The organism is Streptomyces sp. NPDC002835 (assembly GCF_053591995.1).
In genome coordinates this window covers 1-21,703 of sequence record NZ_JBSFUW010000031.1, presented here as the reverse complement: position 1 = coordinate 21,703, position 21,703 = coordinate 1, and the positions used below count along the sequence as shown (strand labels likewise).

The 21,703-nt window shown below is 72.7% G+C and carries 1 protein-coding gene; it reads right to left on the bottom strand.

All coding sequences use genetic code 11. The annotated features are described in order from the left end of the window. Nucleotides 1-70: 70 nt before the first annotated feature. A partial coding sequence (locus tag ACWD01_RS27420) for an SDR family NAD(P)-dependent oxidoreductase (RefSeq protein WP_451165466.1) occupies nt 71-21,703 on the bottom strand: 21,633 nt, incomplete at its 5' end.

The window sequence follows — 21,703 nt, the reverse complement described above, 5'->3', positions numbered from 1 at the left end:
AACCGCACAAAGCCCCTGGCCCGGACTTCCATGGAAGTCCGGGCCAGGGGCTTTTCCCGCCGTCGGGCGGTTACAGACCGAGCTGCTTGTCCAGCAGGTCGAAGACCTCGTCGTCGGAGGCCGCGTCGAAGTCGAACTCGCTTTCGCTGTTGGTGGATTCGCCGGAGGGGGCCGCGCGCAGCGCGCCCCACTTCTCCTTCAGGACCTCGAGCCGTCCCTCGATCTGGGCGAAGCCCTCGTCGCTGACCTCCGCCCCGGTGAAGGCCAGCTCCAGCCGGGCCAGTTCGGCCAGCAGGGCGGCGGAGGCGTCGGGCTGTGCCTGCGGCGCCAGGTCGAGGAGCGCGTACAGGTGGTCCACCAGTTCCCCGGTCGTCGGGTAGTCGAAGACCAGGGTGGCGGGCAGCCGTGTCCCGGTCAGGGCGCCGAGCCGGTTCCGCAGCTCGATCGCGCTCAGCGAGTCGAGACCGAGGTCCTGGAACGAGCGCCCCGGGTCCACGTCCGCGGCCTGCGCGTGCCCGAGGACCGCCGCCGCCTGGCCGCGCACCTCGGCGAGCAGGGCGTCGTACCGCTCGGCCTGCGGCAGTGCGGTGAGCCGGGCGGCGAGCCCGCCGCCCGTCCCGTCCGCCGCGGCGGTGCGGCGGACGGCCGTACGGATCAGGCCCCGCAGCAGGGGAGGCACCTCTCCGTGGGCGCGGAGCGCGGCCAGGTCGAGGCGGACGGGGAGCACGGCCGGCTCTGCGCCGCCCGCCGCGGAGTCGAACAGCTCGAGCCCCTGCTCCGGGGTGAGCGGCGGGAGTCCGGCCCGGGCCATGCGTTCGGCCTCCGCCGCGGTCAGTTCACCGGTCATGCCGCCGGTGCGCGTCCACGGGCCCCAGGCCAGGGAGGTGCCGGGCAGGCCCTGCGCGCGGCGGTGCCGGGCGAGGGCGTCCAAGTAGGCGTTGGCGGCGGCATAGTTGGCCTGGCCGGCGTTGCCGAGGGTGCCGGCCGCTGAGGAGAACAGGACGAACGCCTCCAGGTCGAGGTCCTTGGTCGCCTCGTGCAGGTTCCAGGCCGCGTCCACCTTGGGGCGCAGGACCTCCGCGAGCCGCTGCGGGGTCAGCGATCCGAGGACCCCGTCGGCCAGCACGCCCGCGGTGTGGACCACCGCGCGCAGGGGGTGGCGGGCGACGAGCCGCGCCACCGCCGCCGGATCCGCGACGTCGCACGCCTCGACCACCGCGTGGGCACCGGCCCCGGCGAGCTCGGCGACGAGTTCGGCCGCTCCTTCGGCGTCGGCGCCGCGTCGGCTGACCAGCACCAGTTCGCGTACGCCGTGCTCGACGGCCAGGTGCCGGGCGACCAGCCGGCCCAGACCTCCCGTACCGCCGGTGATCAGGACCGCGCCCTCGCCCGCCCATGCCGGGGCCGCCGGGACCGGGTCGTCGACCCGGTCCAGCCGGGCCGCGAGGACCGCGTCACCGCGCAGGAGGAGCTGCGGCTCTCCGGTGGCGAGCGCAGGCGGCAGGAGGGCCGGCGCATCCGCCTCTTCGAGGTCCACGAGACCGAAGCGGCCGGGGTTCTCCGAGATCGCCGAGCGCACCAGGCCCCAGGCGGCCGCAGCCGCGAGGTCCGCGCCCGACGCCGCGCCGCGGGTGACGAACACCAGGCGTGCGTCGGCGAAGCGGTCCTCGGCCAGCCACGCCTGCGCCAGCTCCAGGACCCGGACCGTCTGCCCGTGCACCGCCTCCGGCGTACCGCTGTCCGGTCCGTCGTCCGTCAGCGGTACGAGGACCACGTCCGGGACTGGTTGCGCCTCGTCGGCGGCCAGTTCGGCGAGACCGGCGTACACCGGGTGGTCGCCCAGGGACGCGGGGGCCGTGGCACTGGCCGGGCCGCTCGGCGTGGCGCTCGGTGTGGCGCTCGGTGTGGCGAGCACCGCGGTCCGCAGGTTCCGGTCGGCGGCGCTGCCGGGCTCGACGGGTGTCCAGTCCAGGTGGAACAGGGAGTCCCGGCCGGTCCGGCCCGCCGCGCCCAACTGCTCTGGAGCGATGGGCCGTACGACCAGGGACTCGACGGAGGCCACCGGCACGCCCGCGGTGTCCGCGAGGGCGAGGGACACCGCGTCGCCGGTACCGGACCGGCTCAACCGGGCCCGCACCGTCGACGCACCGGAGGTGTGCACGGAGACACCGGACCAGGAGAACGGGACACCCCCGCTCCGTTCCTCCGTGGCACCGTCACCGCTGCCGCCGAGGAGTGCAAAGGCATGCAGGGTGGCGTCGAGCAGCGCCGGGTGCAGGGCGAAGGCCGAGCCTTCGACGCCTTCGGGCAGGGCCACCTCGGCGTAGAGCTCGTCGCCGAGGCGCCAGGCCGCGCGCAGTCCCTGGAACACCGGCCCGTACTCGAACCCGGCTTCGGCGAACCTCTCGTACACGTCGGTCACGTCGAGGTTCTCCGCGCCGGCCGGCGGCCAGGCCGCCGCGTCGAGCGACTCGCCTCCACCGGCGGGGCCGTCGGCGAGCACGCCGCTGGCGTGCGACGTCCACGGTTCGTGGGCACCGCCGCCGGCCGGCCGGGAGTGCACGGTGAGGGTGCGCCGGCCCGACGTGTCGGGGGCGGCCACGGCCACCTGCAACTGCACCGCGGCGCCTTGATCCGGGAGCACCAGGGGCGCTGCGAGCGTCAGTTCCTCAACGGTGGCGCAGCCGAGCTCGTCACCCGCTCGGACCGCCAGTTCGAGCAGGGCCGTGCCGGGTACCACCACGGAGCCCATGACGGTGTGGTCGGCCAACCACGGGTGGGTGGCGGCCGACAGGCGGCCTGTGAACAGGAATCCGTCCGATCCTGCCAGCTCCACGGCACCGGAGAGCAGCGGGTGTTCGGCGGACCGCAGCCCGAGCGCCTCCGCACCGCCGCGCCCGGCGGGTGCGCCGGTGGGCCAGTAGCGGCGGTGCTGGAAGGCGTAGGTGGGCAGTTCCACGACGCGGGCACCCGTGCCGGCGAAGAGGGCGGCCCAGTCGACGTGTGTGCCGCTCACGTGAAGCTGGGCGAGTGCTTGGAGAGCAGACAGTTCCTCGTCACGGTTCTTGCGCAGGAGCGGTACGAGGACGGCGGCGTCGCTGTCGTCAGGCAGGGAGTCGGTTGCCATGGCGGACAGCACGCCGTCCGGGCCGAGTTCGAGAAACCGGGTGACGCCGGCGTCGGTGAGGGTGCGGATGTCGTCGGCGAAGCGGACCGCATCGCGGACGTGCCGCACCCAGTACTCGGGGTCACAGACCGTGTCGGGGTCCGCCGCGAGGGGGATCGTGGGCGTCGAGAACGTGAGGCCGGACACGACCGTGCGGAAGTCGTCCAGCATGGGGTCCATCAGCGGGGAGTGGAAGGCGTGCGAGACGCGGAGGCGGGTCGTCTTGCGGCCCAGCGCCTCGACGTGGACGCGGATCGTGTCGACCGCGTCCTCGGCCCCGGAGACGACGACGGCCGAGGGACCGTTGATCGCGGCGATCGACACCGACTCGCCCAGCAGCGGGAGGACTTCGTCCTCCGTGGCCTGCACCGCGAGCATCCCGCCGCCTTCGGGCAGGGCCTGCATCAGCCGGCCTCGCGCCGCCACGAGAGCACACGCATCCGGGAGGGAGAACACCCCGGCCACATGGGCTGCGGCCACCTCGCCGATGGAGTGACCGGCCAGGAAGTCGGGCTTCACGCCCCATGATTCGACCAGCCGGAACAACGCCACCTCGACGGCGAACAGCGCCGCCTGGGCGTACATGGTCTGGTTCAACGCTGAGGCGTCCTCGCCCCAGACCACTTCCCGCACCGGGACATCGAGCTCCGCACACACGGCGTCGAAGGCCGCTGCGAACACCGGGAAACGGGCATACAGCTCCCGGCCCATACCCAGCCGCTGCGACCCCTGACCTGAGAACAAGAACGCCGTCTTCCCGCTCCGCGCCTGCCCCACGACGACCTGCTCGCCGTTCAGCACCACGGCCCGGTGAGCGAAGACCGACCGGCTCACCGTGGACAGACCCACATCGACGGGCCGCAACGCCGAACCCTCCACGTACGAACGCAGGCGGGCGACCTGGTCGTGCAGGGCCTCTGCCGTCTTGCCTGACACCAGCCACGGCACCACCCCCGGAGCGACTTCCGCGACCGGCACCTCTTCAGCCGGCTCGAACTGCTCCAACACCACATGCGCGTTCGTACCGCTGATCCCGAACGACGACACACCCGCCCGACGGGCACGACCCGACTCCGGCCACGCCGTCCCGTCCGTCACCAGCTCGACCGCGCCCGCAGACCAGTCCACATGCGACGACGAGCCGTCCACGTGCAACGTCCGAGGCACAACCCCGCGCTCCATCGCCATCACCATCTTGATGACACCCGCGACACCCGCCGCCGCCTGCGCGTGCCCGATGTTCGACTTCACCGAACCCAGCAACAACGGGAGTTCACGGTCCTGGCCGTACGTCGCAAGCAACGCCTGCGCCTCGATCGGATCACCCAGCGTCGTCCCCGTACCGTGCCCCTCCACCACATCCACATCAGCAGTCGACAACCCCCCACTGGCCAACGCCTGCCGGATCACCCGCTGCTGCGACGGACCATTCGGCGCCGTCAAACCGTTCGACGCACCATCCTGATTCACCGCCGAACCACGCACCACCGCCCACACACGATGCCCCTTACGCACCGCATCCGACAGCCGCTCCAACACCACCATCCCCACACCCTCGCCCCACCCGACACCGTCGGCGGCCTCGGCGTATGCCTTGCAGCGGCCGTCGGCCGCGAGGCCGCGCTGGCGGGAGAACTCGATGAAAGTTGTCGGCGTCGACATGACCGTCACACCACCGGCCACCGCCAACGAGCACTCGCCCGATCGCAGCGCCTGCGCCGCCAGATGCATCGCCACCAGCGACGACGAACACGCCGTGTCCACCGTCACCGCCGGCCCCTCCAGACCCAACGCATACGACACCCGACCCGAGGCAATACTCCCCGCGCTTCCACTGCCCTGGTGCCCCTCGAACTCCCGGCCACCCAGCAGACTCGCATAATCGCTGTACATCACACCCGCGAACACACCCGTCTGCGAACCGCGCAGCGACACCGGATCCACCCCGGCCCGCTCCACCGCCTCCCACGTCGTCTCCAGCAACAACCGCTGCTGTGCGTCCGTCGCCAACGCCTCACGCGGACTCATCCCGAAGAACTCCGGATCGAACTCGGCGGCATTGGTCAGGAAGCCGCCGGAGCGGGTGTAGCTGGTGCCGAGGTGTGCCGGGTCCGGGTGGTAGAGCGACTCCACGTCCCAGCCGCGGTCGACGGGGAAGTCTCCGACGGCGTCCACGCCGTCGGAGACGAGCTGCCACAGGCCATCGGGCGAGGTCACGCCACCCGGGTAGCGGCAGGCCATGCCCACGATGACCACCGGATCGTCCGCGTTCCCCGCCGCGTCGCCCGACAGCCGTACGGCGGGCAGCCGCGCGGCCGCGGCGGCCTCGTCGCCGGAAAGTTCGCCGAGGAGGAAGCGTACGAGCGCGTCCGCCGTCGGGTAGTCGAAGACCAGGGTCGCCGGCAGCCGCAGGCCGGTCGTCGCGTCGAGCCGGTTGCGCAGTTCGACCGCCATCAGCGAGTCGAAGCCGAGGTCCTGGAAGACCCGGGACGGGTCCACCTCCGCCACGCCCGCATGGCCGAGGACGAGTGCGATCTGCGTGCGTACGACGTCGAGCAGTGTCTCGTGGCGTGCCTGCGGGTCGAGACCCGTCAGTCGCCGGGTGAGGCCGGTGTCCGCGCCGGCCGCCGCGGTGCGGCGGGCGGGCGTGCGGATCAGGCCGCGCAGCAGCGCCGGAACCTCGCCCTGTGCCCGGATCGCGGCCAAGTCGAGCCGGACCGGCAGGACCGCCGGCCGCTCGCCCGACAGCGCGGCGTCGAACAGGGCGAGTCCCTGCTCCGACGCCAGGGGCGGCACTCCCGAGCGCGTCATACGTTCTGTGTCCGCCGGGGTGAGGACGCCGGTCATGCCGCCGTCCGCTGCGGCCCACGGCCCCCAGGCCAGGGAGACGCCGGGCAGGCCGAGGGCGCTCCGGTGGCGTGCGAGGGCGTCCAGGAAGGCGTTGCCGGCGGCGTAGTTGGCCTGGCCGGTGTTGCCGAAGGTGCCCGCGACGGAGGAGAACATGACGAAGGCCGCGAGGTCCTGTCCCTTGGTCGCCTCGTGGAGGTTCCAGGACGCGTCCACTTTGGGGCGGAGCACGGAGGCCAGCCGTTCCGGGGTGAGCGAGGCGAGCAGCGCGTCGTCGAGCACACCGGCGGTGTGGACGACGGCGTGGACCCGGTGGCGGGCCAGGAGCCCGTCCACGGCGGTCCGGTCGGTGAGGTCGCAGGACTCGACGACCGCGTCCGCGCCTGCTTCGGCGAGTTCCGCGACGAATTCCGTAGTGCCTTCCGCCTCGGCGCCCCGGCGGCTGACGAGCAGCAGGCTGCGTACGCCGTGTTCGGCGGCCAGATGCCTGGCCACGGCCCGGCCGAGGGCGCCGGTTCCGCCGGTGATCAGGACCGGTCCCTCGCCGACCCACGCGGGAGAAGCGGGGGCAGCCGGATCCGCGACCCGGGCCAGCCGGGCGGCCAGCACCTGGCCGTCACGGACGAGCAGTTGGGGTTCTCCCAGGGAGGCCAGGGACTTGAGCAGGTCGTCCTCAGGCTCCTCGCCCGCCACGTCCACCAGCACGAACCGGCCGGGGTTTTCGGACTGTGCCGATCGCACCAGTCCCCATGCGGCGGCAGCGGCCAGGTCGTCGCCCGACACCGCGCCCCGGGTCACCAGGAGCAGGGGGGCGTCGGCAGCCGTCCGCTCCTCCTGTACGAGCTCCAGCGCACGCGCGGCGAGTGCGTGCACCGATCCGGCGACGTCGCCGGGGTCCGCGGTCCCGTCCAGCCGGACCAGTTCCACGTCCGGCGCCGTAGTGCCGGGAGCCGTGACCGGTGTCCACTCCACCGCGAACAGCGCATCGCGTACGGCAGCACCCTGTTCGCCCAACTGCCGGGCGGACACCGGCCGTACGGCAAGTGAGCGGACGGAGGCGACGGGTGCGCCCGTCCCGTCCGCCAGGGCCACGGCCAGCGAGCCGTCGCCGCCGGGGGTGAGCCGGGCCCGCAGGGCGGAGGCGCCGGACGCGTACAGCGACACACCGGACCACGCGAACGGCACACCGCCGCCCGCCGCGTCGCCCGCTCCCGCCGCCACCGCGTGCAGGCTCGCGTCGAACAGGGCCGGGTGCAGAGCGAACGCCCCGCCGTCCACGTCGTCGGGCAGCGCAACCTCGGCGTAGATCTCCTCGCCGAGCCGCCAGGCCGCCCGCAGGCCTTGGAACACCGGCCCGTACGCGAACCCGGCTTCGGCGAACCGCTCGTACACGTCGGAAACGTCCAGGGCGAGGGCGCCCGTGGGCGGCCAGACCTTCGCGTCGAACTCCGGTGCCCCGGCGGAGGCAAGGGCGAGGAAGCCCTCGGCGTGGCACGTCCATGCCGCGTCCGAGCCTGTGTCCGGGCGGGAGTGCACGCTCACCGGCCGACGGCCCGAGTCGTCCGGCTCGCCCACCGACACCTGGAGCTGTACGCCGCCTTCGGCGGGCAGCACCAGCGGCGCGCCCAGCGTCAGTTCTTCCAGCGCCGCGCACCCGACCTCGTCACCCGCCCTCGTCACCAGTTCGACCAGTGCGGTGCCGGGCACCAGGGCCGCGCCCATGACCGTGTGGTCCGCGAGCCACTGGTGTGACCGCATCGACAGCCGGCCGGTGAACAAGTGTCCGGCGGAGTCGGCGAGTTCGACCACGCCGGTCAGCAGGGGGTGGTCCGCGGCCCTGAGCCCCACGGACTCCGCGCCGCCCGCGTACGCCATGAACGTCGGCCAGAACCGCCGGTGCTGGAAGGGGTAGGTGGGCAGATCGACGCGCCTGGCTCCGGAGTCCGCGTAGAAGGCGAGCCAGTCGACCTCCACTCCGTACGTGTGGAGCCGGGCCACCGCCTGCCGTACGGCGGACTCCTCCGGGACGTCCCGGCGCAGTGCGGGGACCAGGGCGGCACCGTCGGCGGCCGACTCGTGGGCCAGGGCGGTGAGTACCCCGTCCGGGCCGAGTTCCAGGAAGCGGGTTACGCCGAGGTCGCCGAGGGTGCGGATGCCGTCGGCGAAGCGGACCGCCTCACGGACGTGGCGCACCCAGTACTCCGGGTCGCACAGCCGCTCGCTCTCGGCGAGGGCACCGGTCAGGTTGGACACGACGGGAATCGAGGGCTTCGCGAAGGAGAACCCGGCGAGGACCGTGCGGAACCCGTCCAGCATGGGGTCCATCAGCGGCGAGTGGAACGCGTGCGAGACGCGGAGACGGGACGTCTTACGGCCCAGCCCGTCGAAGTGGACGCGGATCGTGTCGACCGCGTCCTCCGCCCCGGACACAACGACCGACGAGGGACCGTTCACGGCCGCGATCGACACCGACTCGCCGAGCAGCGGGAGGACTTCGTCCTCCGTAGCCTGCACTGCGAGCATCGCGCCGCCCTCGGGCAGGGCCTGCATCAACCGGCCACGCGCCGCCACAAGCGCACACGCGTCCGGGAGGGAGAACACGCCGGCCACATGGGCGGCGGCCACCTCGCCGATGGAGTGACCGGCCACGAAGTCCGGCTTGACACCCCACGACTCGACCAGCCGGAACAACGCCACCTCGACGGCGAACAAGGCCGCCTGGGCGTACATGGTCGGGTTCAGCGCATCCGCGTCCTCGCCCCACACCACGTCCCGCACGGGAACGTCCATCTCTTCGCACACCGCGTCGAATGCCGCTGCGAACACCGGGAATCGGGCATACAACTCGTGCCCCATGCCCAGTCGTTGTGATCCCTGTCCGCTGAACAGGAACGCCAGCGGTGCGGCGGTGGCGACGGCTGTGGCCGTCTCGCCGCGCGCCAGGGCTCCGAGTCCGGCCAGGAGTTGTTCCCGGTCCGCCGCGGGGAACGCGGCGCGGTGGTCGAGTGCCGTCCGTGTCGTCGCGAGCGAGTAGCCGAGGTCGGCGAGCCGTATCCCTTCGGTCTCCTCGACAAGGGCCAGCAGTTGTCCGGCCTGGGCGCGCAGGGCCTCCGGGGTCGCGGCGGACACCACGAGGGAGGCGGGGCCTTCGTGGCGGGGCTCGTCGGCAGGAGGTGCCGGCGTCGCCGGGGCCTCCTCGATGATCACGTGCGCGTTGGTGCCGCTGATCCCGAAGGACGAGATGCCCGCGCGGCGGGCGCGCCGGCCGTCACCGCCCCAGTCACGGGCCTCGGTGAGCAGCCGTACGGCTCCCGCTCCCCAGTCGACCTCATGGCTCGGTTCGTCCACGTGCAGTGTCGCGGGCAGCGCCTCGTGGCGCATGGCCATGACCATTTTGATGATCCCGGCCACACCGGCCGCGGCCTGCGAGTGGCCGATGTTCGACTTGACCGAGCCCAGCCAGAGCGGCTGGTCCGCCGGACGCCCCTGACCGTAGGTGGCGAGCAGGGCCTGCGCCTCGATCGGGTCGCCGAGCGTCGTGCCGGTGCCGTGCGCCTCGACGGCGTCGATCTGGTCGGCGGCGAGGCGGGCGTTGGCGAGGGCCTGGCGGATCACGCGGCGCTGCGAGGGGCCGTTCGGGGCGGTCAGGCCGTTGGAGGCGCCGTCCTGGTTGACGGCGGAGCCGCGGATCACGGCGAGCACCTGGTGCCCGTTGCGGACCGCGTCCGAGAGCCGTTCGACGACGAGGAGGCCCGCGCCCTCGGCGAATCCGGTACCGTCGGCCGCCGAGGCGAACGACTTGCACCGGCCGTCGGAGGCGAGCCCGCCCTGACGGCCGAACTCCGCAAACACGCCCGGTGTCGCCATCACCGTCACACCGCCGGTCAGCGCCAGCGAACAGTCTCCCTGCCGCAGTGCCTGCACCGCGAGGTGCAGCGCGACGAGCGAGGACGAGCAGGCGGTGTCGACGGCGACGGCGGGGCCTTCGAGGCCGAGCTTGTAGGAGACCCGGCCGGAGACCACGCTGCCGTTGCCGTCGCTGCCCGGGTAGTCGTGGTACATCACCCCGGCGAACACGCCGGTGCGGCTGCCCCGGAGCGAGGTCGGGTCGATGCCTGCGCGTTCCAGTGCCTCCCAGGCCAGCTCCAGGGTGATCCGCTGCTGCGGGTCCATGGCGAGGGCCTCGCGCGGTGAGATGCCGAAGAAGCCGGGGTCGAAGTCGGCCGCTCCGGTGAGGAATCCGCCCGTACGGGTGTAGTACGCCTCCGGGCCGCTGCCGTTCGGGTCGCGCAGGGAGGACAGGTCCCAGCCGCGGTCGGTGGGGAACGCGGAGATCGCGTCGCCGCCGGAGGTGACGAGCCGCCACAGGTCCTCGGGGCCGGTCACGCCGCCCGGATAGCGGCAGGCCATGCCGACGATCGCGATGGGTTCGTGCCGGCCGGCGGCGAGCTTGCGGTTGTCGTTGCGCAGCCGGGCGGTCTCGCGCCGGGCGGCCGCCAGCGCGGCGCCGTCCGTGTCGTCGTCTTCGTCTGCCGTCTCCCGGTCCTGGTGTTCCTCGTCCTCGATGAGGTCGGCCGGGGTGACCCGGATCTCCGCGAGCTCGAGGAGGCTCTCCATCAGGCCGGCGTCGCGCAGTCGGCTCGTCGGGATGCTCCGGAGCGCCTCGCGGATCCCCTCCTCGTCCGATGTCCCGTCGCTCCCGCTTCCGCTTCCGCTTCCGCCGAGGAGGGTGAGGACGTGGTCGGTGACGGCTTCGGCGTTGGGGTGGTCGAAGGCGAGGGTGGCGGGCAGCCGCAGGCCGGTGGCCCGGTTCAGCTGGTTGCGCAGTTCGGTCGCGGCGAGCGAGTCGAAGCCCAGCTCCTGGAACGCCCGGTCCGCGCCGATCGCCTCGGCAGAGGCGTGCCCGAGCACGGACGCGATCTCACCGCGGACCAGTTGGAGCACCGTACGCCGGCGCTCACCCACCGACAGACCGGACAGCCGGTCGTTCAGGCCCGGTTCGGCGGCGACCGTGCCGCTGCCGGCCGCCGCGGCCCGCCGTACGACGGGCGCGATGCCGCGCAGCAGCGCGGGCACGTCGTCCTTGCGGCTGCGCAGGGCGGCCGTGTCGACCCGTACGGGGACGACGGCGGCGTGCTCGGAGCGCAGGGCGGCGTCGAAGAGGGCCAGGCCCGCTTCGTGGGTCAGGGGCGGCACGCCCTGGGTGGCCATCCGCTTGCGGTCCACGTCGCGCAGGTACGCGCCGAGTCCACCGCCGACCTCCCAGAGGCCGAAGGCCATGGAGGTGGCGGGCAGTCCTTCGGCCGCGCGCTGCACGGCGAGGGCGTCCAGGAAGACGTTGGCCGCCGCGTAGTTCCCCTGCCCGGCGGTCAGCACCAGACCGCCGGCGGAGGAGAACATCACGAACGCGGCGAGGTCGCACTCCCGCGTCAACTCGTGCAGATACCAGGCCGCGTCTGCCTTCGGCGCGTACACCGTGTCCAGTTGTTCGTATGTGAGCGCGTCCATGACGGCGCTGTCGCCGACGCCGGCGGCGTGGAAGACGGCGGTCAGCGGACGTTCGGCGACGGTCTCTGCGAGCAGCTCCGCGAGTGCCTGGCGGTCCGACACATCGCAGGCGGCGATACGGACCTCGGCCCCCAGCGCGACCAGCTCGGCCGCCAACTCCTCCGCGCCGCGGGCCGCCAGGCCCCGCCGGCTCGTCAGCACCAGGTGCCGTGCGCCGTACTCCGTGACCAGGCGACGGGCCACGACCGCGCCCAGACCACCGGTACCACCGGTCACCAGCACCGAACCACCCGCATCGAACTCGGGAACGCGGTCGGCTGAAGCATCGAGGTGCACCAGGCGCGGCACCCAGACCTGACCGGCCCGGACCGCCGACTCCGGTTCCTCCGCCGCCAGCGCCTGTGCGGCCTCACCGACCGCCTCCCCGGGTTCCACGTCCACCAGCACGAACCGGCCCGGATTCTCCGCCTGCGCCGCACGCACCAGACCCCACACCGGAGCCTGAACCACATCCAGCCCCGCGCCCTCCGACACCGCCACCGCACCACGCGTCACCACGACCAGACGCGACGCCGCGAACCGCTCGTCAGCCAGCCACGCACGCACCACGTCCAGTACCCGGTACGACACCGCGCGCACGCCCGCAGGAACATCCGCCCCTGCGTCAGTACCGCAGTCGAACACCACCACATCCGGCACCGGACCCTCGGCCGGCACCTCGTCCCAACCGACCCACGACACATCCGCGCCGCCACCCGGCACCACCGACCACGTGATCCCGAACAACGGGTTCCCAACGGGCTCGAGTTGCTCGGCCGAGACCGGGCGGCTGACCATCGAGCCGACAGAGAGCACCGGAGCTCCGGTGACGTCTGCGAGGGCCAGCGTCCAGCCGTCCTCACCGACCGGGGTCAGCCGCACCCGCACCTCGGACGCACCGACGGCGTGCAGCGCCACGTCGTTCCAGACGAACGGGATGGCGGTCTCGCCCGTACTCGTGAGGATCGCCGCGTGCATCGCGGCATCCAGGAGTGCGGGGTGCAGACCGAACCGGCCCGCCGCGTCCCGCTCCTCCGCCGGCAGCACCACCTCGGCGAACAGCTCCTCGCCACGCCGCCACGCCGCCCGCAGCCCCTGGAACACCGGACCGTAACCGAACCCGGCCCCGGCGAAGCCCTCGTAGGCGCCCTCGACCGGCACTTCCTCCGCGCCGGCCGGCGGCCACGTCACCGCGTCGAACCCGGCGACCGCATCCACGGCGGCCGCGCTCAGCACCCCGCCGGCGTGCCGTACCCACACCCCGTCCTGCTCCTCGTCCGGCCGGGAGTGCACGGTGACCTGCCGACGGCCGGACTTGTCCGGCTCTCCGACCCACACCTGGACTTGTACGCCGCCCTGCTCGGGCAGCACCAGCGGCGCCGCGAGCGTCAGCTCCTCCACCACCGCACAACCGACCTCGGCCCCCGCCCGCAGGACAAGTTCCAGCAGACCGGTACCTGGCACCAGAACCCTGCCCATCACCGTGTGGTCTGCGAGCCACGGGTGCGTGCGGAGCGACAGCCGTCCCGTGAAGAGGTAGCCGTCGGCCGTGACGAGTTCCATCGCGGCGCCCAGCAGCGGGTGGTCGGCGGAGGCGACACCGACCGAGTCCAGGTCGGCCGCCCCCTGAGTCGCGTCCAGCCAGTACCGCTGCCGCTGGAAGGCGTACGTCGGCAGGTCGACGCGACCGCCGGCCGCGGCACCGAAGAACTCCCGCCACTCCACCGTGACCCCGGCGCAGTGCAGTGCACCGAGCGCCGCGACCAGAGTGGCGGCCTCGTCCCGGCCCGCGCGCAGCAGGGGCAGAGCGGCGGTGCCGTCCTGGCAGTCCCCGGCCATCCCGGAGAGCACGGCGTCGGGGCCCACCTCCAGGCAGCGAGTGACGCCCAGCTCGGTCAGGGTGCGGATGCCGTCGGCGAAGCGGACCGCGTCCCGAACGTGTGTGACCCAGTACTCCGGAGTGCACAGCCGACCGGTCTCGGCGATGTCACCGGTCAGCAGGGAGACCACCGGGACGGACGGCGCGGAGAAGGACAGCTCGGACACCACCGCGCGGAAGTCGTCGAGCATCGGGTCCATCAGCGGCGAGTGGAACGCGTGCGAGACGCGCAGCCGGGTCGTCTTGCGGCCCAGCCCGTCGAAGTGGGCCCGTACGGACTCCACCGCGTCCTCCGCGCCCGAGACCACGACGGACGACGGCCCGTTGATCGCGGCGATCGACACGAACTCGCCGAGCAGCGGCAGGACTTCGTCCTCGCCGGCCTGCACGGCGAGCATCGCGCCGCCCTCGGGCAGCGCCTGCATCAGCCGGCCGCGCGCCGCGACCAGCGCACACGCGTCGGCCAGCGAGAACACCCCGGCCACATGGGCCGCGGCGACCTCGCCGATGGAGTGACCGGCCACGAAGTCGGGCGTCACACCCCAGGACTCGACCAGCCGGAACAGCGCCACCTCGACGGCGAACAGCGCCGCCTGGGCGTACATCGTGCGGTTCAGCGCGTCCGCGTCCTCGCCCCACACCACCTCGCGGACCGGCATGTCCAGTTCCGCGCACACCACGTCGAAGGTTGCCGCGAACACCGGGTAGCGGGCGTGCAGTTCACGTCCCATTCCCAGCCGCTGCGATCCCTGGCCGGAGAACAGGAACGCGCACGTCCCGGCCCCGCGGGCGGATTCCCTGACGACACCACCGGGAAGTGTGCGACCACCGCCGTCCGCCAGGCCGCGCAGCCCGTCGATCAGCTCCGTACGTCCGGCGCCGGCGACCGCGGCCCGGTGCTCCAGCGCGGACCGCGTGGTCGCCAGCGCGGCGGCCGTCGCCACGAGGTCGAGGTCCGGTCGGGACTCGACGTACGACAGCAGGCGGGCGGCCTGTTCGCGCAGGGCCTCCGGCGTTGCCGCGGACACCAGCCACGGCAGCACGCCGGCGTCCGGTCCGTCCGTGGCCCGGGGCTGCGGTCCGTCCGTGGCCCCGGTCTCCCGCGCCGGGTCTTCCGTTACGGCGGCCTGTTCCAGGATCACGTGCGCGTTGGTGCCGCTGATGCCGAACGCCGAGACGCCCGCCCGGCGCGGGCGGCCGGTATTCGGCCACTCCACAGCCTCGCCGAGCAGCGCCACCGCGCCCTCGGTCCAGTCCACGTGCGGCGAGGGCTCCTCCGCGTGGAGGGTGCGCGGCAGCACGCCCTCGCGCAGGGCCATGACCATCTTGATCACACCCGCGACGCCGGCCGCGGCCTGCGCGTGCCCGATGTTCGACTTGACGGAGCCGAGCAGAAACGGCTGGTTCTCCGGCCGGTCCTGACCGTACGTAGCGATGAGCGCCTGCGCCTCGATCGGGTCGCCGAGTGTGGTGCCGGTGCCGTGCGCCTCCACCGCGTCGACCTCGGTGGCCGTGAGGGCGGCCGAGGCGAGGGCCTGGCGGATGACCCGCTGCTGCGAGGGGCCGTTGGGTGCGGCGAAGCCGTTGCTGGCGCCGTCCTGGTTGACGGCGGAGCCGCGGATCACGGCCAGGACCTGGTGCCCGTTGCGCTGCGCGTCGGACAGCCGCTCTACGAGCAGCACGCCGACGCCCTCGGACCAGCCGACCCCATCCGCACTGCCCGCGAACGCCTTGCAACGGCCGTCGGCGGACAGCCCGCGCTGCCGGCTGAACTCGATGAACATGCCGGGCGTGGACATGACCGTCGCGCCGCCCGCGAGGGCCAGGGAGCACTCCCCCGCCCGCAGGGCCTGCACCGCGAGGTGTAGGGCCACCAGTGAGGACGAGCACGCGGTGTCGACCGTGACGGCCGGACCCTCCAGGCCAAGCGTGTACGAGACCCGGCCGGACACGACGCTTCCGCCGCTGGTGCCGGACGGGTTCGCACCGAGCGCGTAGTCGTGGTACATCACACCGGCGAAGACGCCCGTGCGGCTGCCCTTGAGCGAGGCGGGGTCGATACCGGCCCGCTCCAGGACCTCCCAGGACGTTTCGAGCAGGAGCCGCTGCTGCGGGTCCATGTAGAGAGCCTCGCGGGGCGAGATGCCGAAGAAGCCCGGGTCGAAGTCCGCCGCCTCGTGCAGGAAGCTGCCGCGGCGCGTGTAGCTCTTGCCCTCCTTGCCGGGCTCCGGGTCGTACAGGTCCTCGATGTTCCAGCCGCGGTCGGCGGGCAGGTCGGAGACGGTGTCCCTGCCCTCCATCAGCAGCCGCCACAGGTCCTCGGGCGAGGTCACCCCGCCCGGATAGCGGCAGGCCATGCCGACGATCGCGATCGGGTCGTCGTCATCGAGGGGGCGCCGTTGCTCGGTGCCCCGTACGGCCGCGTCCGAGGCAGCCTCGGCGGTGCCGAGGAGAGCGAGGAGGTGACCGGTCACGGCCTCGGCGTTGGGGTGGTCGAAGGCGAGGGTGGCGGGCAGCCGCAGGCCGGTGGCCCGGTTCAGCTGGTTGCGCAGTTCGGTCGCGGCGAGCGAGTCGAAGCCCAGCTCCTGGAACGCCCGGTCCGCGCCGATCGCCTCGCCAGAGGCGTGCCCGAGCACGGACGCGATCTCACCGCGGACCAGTTGGAGCACCGTACGCCGGCGCTCACCCACCGACAGACCGGACAGCCGCTGTGCCAGCGAAGCGGCTGCCGCGCTGCCGGATCCGGCGACCGCGCGCCGGGCGCGGCGTGGGGCGAGTCCGCGCAACAGGGCGGGTATCTCGTCGGTTCGGGCGCGCAGGGCCGCCGCGTCAACCGTGACGGGAACGACGGCGGGCCGGGCGGACCGCAACGCCGCGTCGAAGAGTTCCAGACCGGTCCCGGCCGACAGGACCGGCAGGCCCTGGGCCGCCATCCGCTTGCGGTCCACGTCGGCGAGGAGCGCGCCCATGCCCGCGCCCGCGTCCCAGAGGCCGAAGGCCATGGAAACGGCGGGCAGTCCTTCGGCCGCGCGCAGCACGGCGAGGGCGTCCAGGAAGACGTTCGCCGCCGCGTAGTTCCCCTGCCCGGCGGTCAGCACCAGACCGCCGGCCGAGGAGAACATCACGAACGCGGCGAGGTCGCACTCCCGCGTCAACTCGTGCAGATGCCACGCCGCATCGGCCTTGGGCGCGAGGACTGCGTCGAAGCCGTCCTCGGTCAGGGCTCCGACGAGGCCGTTGTCGCTGATTCCGGCGGCGTGGAAGACGGCGGTCAGCGGACGTTCGGCGACGGTCTCTGCGAGCAGCTCCGCGAGTGCCTGGCGGTCCGACACATCGCACGCGGCGATACGGACCTCGGCCCCCAGACCGACCAGCTCGGCCGCCAACTCCTCGGCGCCGCGGGCCGCCAGGCCCCGCCGGCTCGTCAGCACGAGATGCCGTACGCCGTACTCCGTCACCAGGCGACGGGCCACGACCGCGCCCAGACCACCGGTACCACCGGTCACCAGCACCGAACCACCGGCATCGAACTCGGGAACGCGGTCTGGAACGCGATCGGCGGCCGTGTCCAGCCGGACGAGACGAGGCACCCACACCTCGTCCCCGCGCACCGCCGACTCCGGCTCCTCGGTCCGCAGCGCGTGAGCGATCGTGTCCACGGCCGCGCCGGGCTCCACGTCCACCAGCACGAACCGGCCCGGATTCTCCGCCTGCGCCGCACGCACCAGACCCCACACCGGAGCCTGAACCACATCCAGCCCCGCGCCCTCCGACACCGCCACCGCACCACGGGTCATCACCACCAGACGCGACGCCGCGAACCGCTCGTCAGCCAGCCACGCACGCACCACGTCCAGTACCCGGTACGACACCGCGCGCACGCCCGCAGGAACATCCGCCCCTGCGTCAGTACCGCAGTCGAACACCACCACATCCGGCACCGGACCCTCGGCCGGCACCTCGTCCCAACCGACCCACGACACATCCGCAGCACTACCCGGCACCACCGACCACGTGATCCCGAACAACGGGTTTCCGGGAGCCTCGAGTTGCTCGGCCGAGACGAGACGGCTGAGCATCGAGCCCACGGTGAGCACGGGCTGTCCGGCCGTGTCGGCCATCTGCAGGGACAGGCCCTCGTCGCCGACCTGCGTCAGCCGCACCCGCGCCTCGGACGCACCGACGGCGTGCAGCGCCACGTCGTTCCAGACGAACGGGACGACCGTGTCGTCGCCGTCGCCCTCCAGCAGACCCGCGTGCAGGGAGGCGTCGAGCAGCGCCGGGTGCAGGCCGAACCGGCCCGCCGCGTCCCGTTCCTGCGCGGGCAGCACCACCTCGGCGAACAGCTCCTCGCCACGCCGCCACACCGCCCGCATCCCGCGGAACACCGGACCGTAACCGAACCCGGCCTCCGCGAACCGCTCATACGCGCCCTCGACCGGGACCTCCTCGGCGCCGGCCGGCGGCCACGTCACCGCGTCGAACCCGGCGACCGCATCCACGGCGGCCGCGCTCAGCACGCCGTTTGCGTGCCGTACCCACATCCCGTCGCCGGTTCCTTCGGCGCACGAGTACACGCCGACCGTGCGACGGCCGGCCTCCTCGGGTGCCGACACTCGCACCTGAAGCTGTACGCCGCCCTGCTCGGGCAGCACCAGCGGCGCCGCGAGCGTCAGCTCCTCCACCACCGCACAACCGACCTCGGCCCCCGCCCGCAGAACGAGTTCCAGCAGACCGGTACCGGGCACCAGCACGACGCCCTTGACGGTGTGGTCGGCCAGCCACGGGTGGGTGTGCCGCGAGAGACGGCCGGTCAGCACGGTCCCGTCCTCGTCGGCCAGGCTCACCAACGCGCTCAGCATCGGGTGCTCCGCCGCGCCGAGTCCCGCGAACCGCACGTCACCGGCCCGCAGCACCGCCCCGGCGGGCCAGTACCGCTGCCGCTGGAAGGCGTACGTGGGCAACTCGACCCGGCCGGCGCCGGTTCCGGTGAACAGTGCGCTCCAGTCCACGCTCACACCCTGGACGTACAGCTCGGCCACCGCGCGTACAGCCGTCCCCTCCTCGTCGCGGCCCTTGCGCAGGGCGGCGACGAACAGGGCGTCGGACGCGGCCGACTCCTGGCCCATGGCCGAGAGGACACTGTCGGGGCCGAGCTCCAGGTAGCGGGTGACGCCGGCGTCGGTGAGGGTGCGGATGTCGTCGGCGAAGCGGACCGCGTCGCGGACATGCCGCACCCAGTACTCCGGGTCGCACACGGTGTCGGCGTCCGCCGCGAGGGGGATGGTGGGCGTGGAGAACGTGAGGCCGGACACGATGGTGCGGAAGTCGTCCAGCATCGGGTCCATCAACGGGGAGTGGAACGCGTGCGAGACACGCAGGCGGGTCGTTTTGCGGTCCAGCGCCTCGAAGTGGACGCGGATCGTGTCGACCGCGTCCTCCGCCCCGGACACAACGACCGACGAGGGGCCGTTGATCGCGGCAATCGACACGGACTCGCCCAGCAGCGGTAGGACTTCGTCCTCGGTGGCCTGCACTGCGAGCATCGCGCCGCCTTCGGCCAGGGCCTGCATGAGCCGGCCACGTGCCGCCACGAGGGCACATGCGTCCGCGAGGGAGAGCACCCCGGCCACGTGGGCGGCGGCCACCTCGCCGATGGAGTGACCGGCCACGAAGTCGGCCTTCACACCCCACGACTCAACCAGCCGGAACAACGCCACTTCCACGGCGAACAAGGCCGCCTGGGCGTACATGGTCCGGTTCAGCGCGTCCGCGTCCTCGCCCCAGACCACGCCCCTCACGGGGACATCCAGCTCGGCGCACACCGCATCGAAGGCCGCTGCGAACACGGGGAAACGGGCATACAGCTCCCGGCCCGTACCCAGCCGTTGTGATCCCTGGCCACTGAACAGGAACGCCGTCTTACCGGCCCGTGCCTGTCCCTCCACAACCTGCTCGCCGTTCAGCACCACGGCCCGGTGAGCGAAGACCGACCGGCTCACCGTGGACAGACCCACATCGACGGTCCGCAACGCCGAACCCTCTACGTACGAACGCAGGCGGGCGACCTGGTCGTGCAGGGCCTCCGCCGTCTTCCCGGACACCAGCCACGGCACCACGCCCGGAGCAACCTCTGCGACCGGCACCTCTTCAGCCGGCTCGAACTGCTCCAACACCACATGCGCATTGGTGCCGCTGATCCCGAACGACGACACACCCGCCCGACGGGCACGACCCGACTCCGGCCAGGCCATCCCGTCCGTCACCAGCTCCACCGCGCCCGCAGGCCAGTCCACATGCGACGACGGCGCATCGACATTGAGCGTCTGAGGAACGACCTCGTGCTCCATCGCCATCACCATCTTGATCACACCGGCCACACCGGCCGCCGCCTGCGCATGCCCGATGTTCGACTTCACCGAACCCAGCAACAGCGGCCGGTCCGCCGGCCGGTCCTGGCCGTACGTCGCAAGCAACGCCTGCGCCTCGATCGGATCACCCAGCGTCGTCCCGGTCCCGTGCCCTTCGACCACGTCCACATCAGCCGTGGACAACCCCCCGCTGGCCAACGCCTGCCGGATCACCCGCTGCTGCGACGGACCATTCGGCGCCGTCAAACCGTTCGACGCACCATCCTGATTCACCGCCGAACCACGCACCACCGCCCACACACGATGCCCCTTACGCACCGCGTCCGACAGCCGCTCCAACACCACCATCCCCACACCCTCGCCCCACCCGACACCGTCGGCCGAATCCGAGAACGACCGGCATCGCCCGTCGGACGACAGACCCCCTTGCCGCGCGAATTCCACGAATGTCGTGGGCGTCGACATGACCGTCACACCGCCGGCCACCGCCAGGGAACAGTCACCAGAACGCAACGCCTGCGCCGCCAGATGCATCGCCACCAGCGACGACGAACACGCCGTGTCCACCGTCACCGCCGGCCCCTCCAGACCCAACGCGTACGACACCCGACCCGAGGCAATACTCCCCGCGCTCCCGCTGCCCTGCTGGCCCTCGAACTCCCGGCCACCCAGCAGACTCGCGTAATCGCTGTACATCACCCCCGCGAACACACCCGTCTGCGAACCCCGCAGCGACACCGGATCGATTCCGGCCCGCTCCACCGCCTCCCACGTCGTCTCCAGCAACAACCGCTGCTGCGCATCCGTCGCCAGTGCCTCGCGCGGACTCATCCCGAAGAAGTCGGGATCGAACTCCGGAGCGTCGTAAAGGAATCCGCCCGCCCGCTCGAACGACTCACCCTCCACGTCCCAGCCACGGTCCGCGGGGAAGTCACCAACGGCGTCCACACCGCCATCAACCAGGCGCCACAGATCCTCCGGCGACGCCACCCCACCCGGATACCGGCACGCCATACCCACGATCACGATCGGGTCGTGAGCGGCCGCGACCTGGCGCACGGCCACGGGCGCGGCCTCGGCTTCTTCTCCGAGGATCTCGTCGCGGACGAATCCCGCGAGCGCGTCGGCCGTCGGGTAGTCGAAGACCACGGTGGCGGGCAGCCGCAGACCGGTCACCGAACCGAGCCGGTTGCGCAGCTCGACCGCTGTCAGGGAGTCGAAGCCCAGGTCCTGGAAGGCCCGCGCCGGATCGATGTCGTCCGCACCTCCGTGGCCGAGGACCACCGCGATCTGTGCGCGCACCAGATCGAGCACGGCTTCGTGCCGCTCCGCGGCCGCGAGGCCGGACAGTCGCGCCCGCAGTCCGGCCGAGTCGGCGGATCCCGTACGCAGGCTACGGCGCGCCCGAGTCCGGATCAGGCCGCGCAGCAGCGCTGGAACCTCGCCCAGCGCCCGGATCGCGGCCAGGTCGAGGCGGACCGGCAGAACCGCCGGCCGCTCCACCGACAACGCGGCGTCGAACAGGGCCAGCCCGTCCTCGACGGACAGTGCCGGCATTCCCAGCCGGGCGATGCGCTCCCTCTCGGCGTCCGTCAGCGAGCCCATCATTCCGCCGACCCGGTCCCACGGGCCCCAGGCCAGCGAGGTGGCAGGCAGTCCGGCGGCTCGGCGATGCGCGGCGAGGGCGTCGAGGAAGGCGTTGGCGGCAGCGTAGTTCGCCTGGCCCGGGCTGCCGAACGCGGCGGCGACGGACGAGAACACCACGAAGGCCGCGAGCTCCCGGTCCTTCGTCGCTTCATGCAGGTTCCAGGCGGCGTCCACCTTGGGCCGCAGGACCGCCGACAGCCGCTCGGAGGTCAGCGCCTCCACCACCCCGTCGTCCAGCACGCCCGC